The organism is Kitasatospora sp. NPDC059803 (assembly GCF_042732255.1).
Classification (GTDB): Bacteria; Actinomycetota; Actinomycetes; order Streptomycetales; family Streptomycetaceae; genus Kitasatospora.
The window spans coordinates 1-6,112 of record NZ_JBHWIJ010000405.1 but is presented as its reverse complement, the minus strand read 5'-3'; the positions used below and the strand labels follow the sequence as shown (position 1 = coordinate 6,112).

Sequence of the window (6,112 nt, the reverse complement as noted above, 5' to 3'; positions counted from 1 at the left end):
GGGGTCGGCCCCCGCCGGGGGGGTGCCCCCCACCCCCACCCGCCCCCCCCCCGCGCCCCCCCCCCCCGGGGGGCCCCCCGCCCCACTGCTGTTCCGGGGTCCTGCTGGAACGCGGTTCTACTTCACGACGCCCGCGTCCGGGGCCAGCACACCGCCGGCCACCAGTCCGATGATCAGGACGCCGAGCAGCACCCGGTAGATCACGAACGGCAGGAAGCTGTGGTGCGAGATGTACTTGAGGAACCAGGCGATCGCCGCGTAGCCGACCGCGAAGGCGATCGCGGTGGCCAGGATGGTCGGCCCCCAGGCCGGTGCCGGGCCCTCGCCGATCTTGAACAGCTCCAGCGCCCCCGAGGCGAGCACCGCCGGGATCGCCAGCAGGAAGGAGTAGCGGGCCGCCGCCTCCCGGCTGTAGCCGAGCAGCAGGCCCGCGCTGATCGTGCCGCCGGAGCGGGACACCCCCGGGATCAGTGCGAGCGCCTGGGCGAGGCCGTAGACACCCGCGTGCGGCAGGGTGAGGTCGGTGATCGGCCGGGCGTGCCGGACCGCGCGGGTGCGGTCGGCGAAGGCCAGCAGCAGGCCGAAGACGATCAGCGTGGTGCCGATGATCCGCAGATCGCGCAGGTGGGTCTCGATGGTGTCCTGGAACAGCTTGCCGAGGATGCCGATCGGCAGCGTGCCGATGATCACGAACCAGCCCATCCGGGCGTCCGGGTCCGAGCGCAGCGCCGGGCGGAACAGCGACAGCGTCCAGGTCCGCACGATCGAGACGATGTCCCGGCGGAAGTAGATCAGCACCGCGGTCTCGGTGCCGAGCTGGGTCACGGCGGTGAAGGCCGCGCCCGGGTCGTCCCAGCCCAGCAGGGCGGAGAAGACCCGCAGGTGGGCACTGGAGGAGACGGGCAGGAACTCGGTGAGCCCCTGGATCAGACCGAGAACGGCCCCGTGGAACCAGTCGATCACCAGACACCCACCAGGGGTATCCGTGAGTCGTCGTACATGTGCGGTCCTCGCAGGTCGGAGCGGGCGTGCGGGCAGGCGGGCAGGCCGCGACCCGCACGGCCATCGGGCCGCGCACGGGCGGGCGCGCGGCCGATGGTACGGGGTGAAGATGACTATTCTTTGTTCACCCTTTGACCCGGCTTTGCCCGTCGGCCCTTCCGTGACCCGCTGACTCCTCCGCCGACCCTTCCGTCTGCCCTTCTGCCTGGCCTTCCGCCTGGCCTTCCGCCGCTCAGCCGGCGGGCCGGACGCGGACCCAGGTGCGGTCCTTGGTCAGGTAGCTCTCGACCGTCAGACCGGCGTCCGCCAGCGCCCGGTCGAACGCGGCGGTGGTGAGCGGCCGGGAACGGAAGGTGTGCGTCCAACGGCCGTCCGGGAACTCGTACTCGGCGTGGACGGAGTTCACGCCGTCCCCGACCGGCGTCGAGGAGACGATGCGCGACACGCCGTCGGTGCCGAGCCTGCCCTCGCGCGGCACGTTGAGGTGCCAGTCCTCGCCCTCCCGCTGCATCAGCACGCAGCCGTCCGCGGCGACGTGGCGGCGGCAGGTCTCCAGCAGGCCCTGGCGGACCGCCTCGTCGCCCGCGTGGATCAGGAAGGAGGCGAGCAGGACGACGTCGAAGCGCTCGCCGAGGTCCAGTCGCTCGATCGGGCTGCGCACGGTGCGGATGCCCGCGCGCACCCTGGCCAGCATCTCGGGAGACTCGTCCACCGCCGTCACGGTGAAGCCGCGATCGGTCAGCGGGTGCGTCATCCGGCCGACGCCGCAACCCAGTTCGAGGATGGTGGCGCCGGCCGGCGCCGCGGCCTCGATCACGTCCGGGGCGTCGCCGACGGGGAGCCGGGCCCAGAGCTCGACGGCGCAGCCGTCCGGGGTGATCGCGCCCGGGCCCGTTCCGTCGTGCCCCTCGCGTCGTACGTTGCCGGTGTGCGTGTCGTTGGCCATGGGTGTCATCGGAGCACGGGCAGGGCGGGGAGGGAAGGCGCCGCAGCGGGTTTTCGGTCAGTCCGTCAGTCCGTCAGTCGGTCGGCCCGTCAGTCCGTCGGCCCGTCACCGTCAGCCTGTCGGTACGTCCTCCAGCTCGGCCAGGGTGGCGTGCAGCCAGGCGAGTTCGGCCTCGCTGGTGGCGCGGGCGATCAGCAGCAGGCCGCGGCGGAACGGGTCGGCGAACTCCTCGGCGCCGACCGGGCGGTCGCCGTCGTAGAAGAAGCTCGCCGGCTCGGAGAGGAAGGCCAGGCGGCGGCGGAGCACGGCGGCCTGTGCGGCGGGGTCGTCGAGGTGGCGCAGGAAGGCGAGCAGGGCGAACCAGCGGTTCTCGTCGCTGATGTCCAACGGCTCGGGCTCGCGCAGCTGGTCGAGCAGTGCGGTGCGGCCGGCCTCGGTGAGGTGGAGGGTGTGCCGGGGTGCGGCGGCGCTGCCGGGCTCGGTCTCGCGGACCAGCAGGCCGTCGGCCTCCAGGCGCTTGATCGCCGGGTAGAGCGTGCCGTCGCTGATCGGGCGGACGTGCCCGGTGAGTGCGGCGAGGTGGCGGCGCAGCTGGTAGCCGTGCAGCGGGCGGTCGTAGAGGAATCCGAGGATCGCGAGCTTCAGCATGGGGCCACTCTCGCAGATTCGTCCCTCGGAGCTTCGGTATATCGGTTCCGCTATACCTCGATGGCGATGTATGGTCTGGGCGTTCCCAGCCCCCGATGGAGGAGGAGTCCCCGTGCTGCGCCACGCCCCCGTCACCCCGAACGGCGACCGGATCCGATGGGTCGAGCTGCCCGGAGCCGAGCCCGCCCGGCTCTACCTGCACGGCCTCGGCGCCAGCTCGCCCGCCTACTTCGCGGCCGCTGCCTCCCACCCGGGGCTCACCGGGCGCCGCTCGCTGCTGCTCGACCTGCTCGGCTTCGGCCTCAGCGACCGGCCCGCCGACTTCGGATACACCCTGGAGGAGCACGCCGACGCCGTCGCCGCGGCCCTGGCGGAGACCGGGCTCGCCGGAGTCGAGGTGATCGGCCACAGCATGGGAGGCGCGATCGCCGTCGTCCTCGCCCACCGGCATCCGGAGTCGGTCTCCCGGCTCGTCCTGGTCGACGCCAACCTGGACCCGGTCACCCCCGGCCGCCGGCCCGGCAGCAGCGGCATCGCGAGCTTCACCGAGGAGGAGTTCCTGGCCGGCGGCCGGGACGAGGTCGCCGCGTGGGTCGGCCCGTCCTGGTGGTCCACGATGCGCCTCGCCGGGCCCGAGGCGCTGTACCGCAGCGCCGTCCACCTGGCCCGGGCGACGGTGCCGACGATGCGCGAACTGCTGCTCGGCCTCGACGTCCCGCGCACCTTCCTGTACCCGGAGGCGGACGGCGAGCCGCGCGGCGCCGGCCAACTCCGGGAGGCGGGCGTACGGTTGGCGGCCGTCCCGGACTGCGGGCACAACATCATGCTCGACAACCTCGACGGCTTCGTCTCGGCGGCCGGCCTCGAACCTCGACCGTAGGCTGGGAAGTCGGAGAGGAGCCCACCTGATGCCTGTTGACGTCCCGCCCGCTCTGACCGCGTCCCTGGAGAAGTCCCTCGGCCCGGATGGTCGCGCCTGGGCGGCCCGACTCCCCGCGCTGGCAGGCGAGTTGGTCGACCGCTGGGATCTGCGCCCGGACGGCCCGCCGGCGCACGGCGTCGTCGCCCTGGTGCTGCCGGTGCGGCGCGCCGACGGCACGCCCGCGGCGCTCAAGCTCCAGCCGGTGGGCGAGGAGACGGAGGGCGAGCCGGCAGCCCTCCGAGCCTGGGACGGGCGAGGGGCCGTACGACTCCTCGGCCACGAACCGGCCTCGGGCTCGATGCTGCTGGAACGCCTCGACCCGGGGCGTTCACTGCTGGATGTCGCGGACGATCGGGAGGCGCTGCACGTCCTCGCAGGCCTGCTAAGGGAATTGACCGGACGTCAGATCGAAGTCCCGGACCTGCGACGGCTGGCGGACCTCGCCGACGGTCTGCTCGCGCGGGCCCCGGCGGCCGCCGCAGCCCTCGCCGACCCGGCCGAGCGGCGCTTGCTCACCGACTGCGCCGCGGCCCTGCGCGAGGTCCGCACCGAGCCCGGCGACCGGCTGCTGCACTGGGACCTGCACTACGGCAACGTCCTCGCCCCGCCCGAGGGCGGCGGCCGCGCCCCCTGGCTCGCCATCGACCCCAAACCGCTCGTCGGGCACCCCGGCTTCGAACTCCTCCCGGCGCTGCGTAACCGCTGGGCCGACGTACTGGCCACCGGCGACGTCGCCCGGGCGCTGCGGTGGCGGTTCGACGTCCTGGTGGAGGCGCTGGAACTGGACCGCGAGGCGGCGGTCGGCTGGACGCTCGCCCGGGTGCTGCAGAACGCCGTATGGGCGGTGGAGGACGGGGAGTCGGCGCTCGACCCGGTGCAGCGGGTGGTGGCGGAGCTGCTGTCGGGGCGTTGAGCGGAGCGCGCGCAGCGGGCGGAAAACAGCGGCCGGCAAACCGCGAGCGGAAACAGCGAGCGGAAACAACGAGCGGAAACAACGAAGGCAAGGAGGTCACCGACTCTCCTTGCCACTCTCAAGGTATAGCGGACTGGGGGGCTTGCGGCAAGGCCCCGGTCGTGCCGCAGAATGACCGGCCGAAGCCGGGATCTGCGGGCATACCTGGGGGTTTGTGATGATTGACGTGATCGTGGTCGGTGCCGGACCGACCGGTTTGATGCTGGCCGGCGAGTTGCGGTTGCACGGCGTGCAGGTACTCGTGCTGGAGAAGGAGGCGGAGCGGCCCCTGCCGGCCCGGGCGCGCGGTCTGCACGCGCGCAGTCTTGAGGTGATGGACCAGCGCGGGCTGCTGGAGCGGTTCCTCCCGCTCGGCCGGAAGTTCGAGGTCGGCGGCTTCTTCGCCGGCATCGGCAAGGAGTGGCCGGAGCGGCTGGACACCACCCAGGCGTACGTCCTGGCCATCCCGCAGGCGGTCACCGAGCGGCTGCTGACCGAGCACGCGACCGAACTCGGCGCCGAGCTCCGGCGCGGCTGCGAACTGGTGGGGCTGAGCCAGGACGAGGACGGGGTGAGTGTCGAACTGGCCGACGGCACGCGGCTGCGCTCGCGCTACCTCGTCGGCTGCGACGGAGGCCGCAGTGCGGTGCGCAAGCTGCTCGGCGTCGGCTTCCCCGGCGAGCCCTCCAGGGTGGAGACGCTGCTGGGCGACATGGAGCTGGCCGAGGAGCCGGAGACGATCGCCGCCGTCATCGCGGAGGTCCGCAAGACCCAGCTGCGGTTCGGCGCCATCCCCGAGGGGGACGGGGTGTACCGCGTCGTGGTGCCCGCCGAGGGTGTGGCCGAGGACCGTACGGCTGCTCCGACCTTCGAGGAGTTCAAGCGCCAGCTGCGGGCCGTCGCGGGCACGGACTTCGGGGCGCACTCACCACGCTGGCTCTCGCGCTTCGGCGACGCCACCCGACTGGCCGAGCGCTACCGGGTCGGCCGGGTGCTGCTGGCCGGCGACGCGGCGCACATCCACCCGCCGACCGGCGGGCAGGGGCTCAACCTTGGCGTCCAGGACGCGTTCAACCTGGGCTGGAAGCTGGCCGCCGAGGTCGACGGCTGGGCGCCGGAGGGGCTGCTGGACAGCTACCACGCCGAACGGCACCCGGTGGCCGCCGACGTGCTGGACAACACCCGCGCCCAGATCCAGTTGATGTCCCTGGAGCCCGGCGCCCAGGCGGTGCGCCGCCTGCTGGCGGAGCTGATGGACTTCGAGGAGGTGAACCGGTACCTGATCGAGAAGATCATCGCGATCGGGGTCCGCTACGACCTCGGCGAAGGGCATGAACTGCTCGGCCGCCGGCTGCGCGACGTGCAGCTGAAGCGCGGCCGTCTGTACGGGCTGATGCACGGCGGCCGCGGGCTGCTGCTCGACCAGACCGGCGGGCTCTCGGTGGCGGGCTGGGCGGACCGGGTCGACCATGTCGTCGACGTCAGCGACGAGTTGGACGTGCCCGCGGTGCTGCTGCGCCCGGACGGCCACGTGGCCTGGGTCGGCGAGGACCAGCAGGGCCTGCGCGGCCACCTGTCCAGGTGGTTCGGCGCCCCCGCGTGAATGCTCCGCCGCGGCTGGCTTCGGTGGTGGAATCAGGCG

6 protein-coding genes are annotated in these 6,112 nt (G+C 73.0%); 3 read left to right on the top strand and 3 right to left on the bottom strand.

All coding sequences use genetic code 11. The annotated features are described in order from the left end of the window. Nucleotides 1-117: 117 nt before the first annotated feature. The 3 genes from ACFV6I_RS36700 to ACFV6I_RS36690 all read right to left on the bottom strand — a co-directional run bounded on the left by ACFV6I_RS36700 (nucleotide 118) and on the right by ACFV6I_RS36690 (nucleotide 2,596). Nucleotides 118-960: an undecaprenyl-diphosphate phosphatase gene (locus ACFV6I_RS36700; RefSeq protein ID WP_380430339.1), complete on the bottom strand. Its 843-nt coding sequence runs from the start codon at nucleotides 958-960 to the stop codon at nucleotides 118-120. A gap of 274 nt (nucleotides 961-1,234) precedes the next feature. Continuing rightward, nucleotides 1,235-1,948: a class I SAM-dependent methyltransferase gene (locus tag ACFV6I_RS36695; protein WP_380430334.1), complete on the bottom strand. Its 714-nt coding sequence runs from the start codon at nucleotides 1,946-1,948 to the stop codon at nucleotides 1,235-1,237. 111 nt (nucleotides 1,949-2,059) lie between these two features. Then, on the bottom strand, nucleotides 2,060-2,596 hold the full coding sequence (locus ACFV6I_RS36690; RefSeq protein WP_063350175.1) for a PadR family transcriptional regulator: 537 nt from the start codon (nucleotides 2,594-2,596) through the stop codon (nucleotides 2,060-2,062). Nucleotides 2,597-2,711: 115 nt separating this feature from the next. On the opposite strand from ACFV6I_RS36690, the gene ACFV6I_RS36685 reads away from it, so the two are divergent. The 3 genes from ACFV6I_RS36685 (at nucleotide 2,712) to rox (ending at nucleotide 6,073) form a co-directional block, all read left to right on the top strand. Next, nucleotides 2,712-3,476 (top strand): alpha/beta fold hydrolase, encoded by a 765-nt coding sequence (locus tag ACFV6I_RS36685; RefSeq protein WP_380430336.1) that lies wholly within the window; start codon nucleotides 2,712-2,714, stop codon nucleotides 3,474-3,476. A 28-nt stretch (nucleotides 3,477-3,504) separates the two neighbouring features. Next, nucleotides 3,505-4,431 (top strand): aminoglycoside phosphotransferase family protein, encoded by a 927-nt coding sequence (locus ACFV6I_RS36680; RefSeq protein WP_380430331.1) that lies wholly within the window; start codon nucleotides 3,505-3,507, stop codon nucleotides 4,429-4,431. A gap of 217 nt (nucleotides 4,432-4,648) precedes the next feature. Further along, entirely contained in the window at nucleotides 4,649-6,073 is a 1,425-nt protein-coding gene (rox, locus tag ACFV6I_RS36675) for a rifampin monooxygenase (protein WP_380430328.1), read from the top strand. Nucleotides 6,074-6,112: the final 39 nt, after the last annotated feature.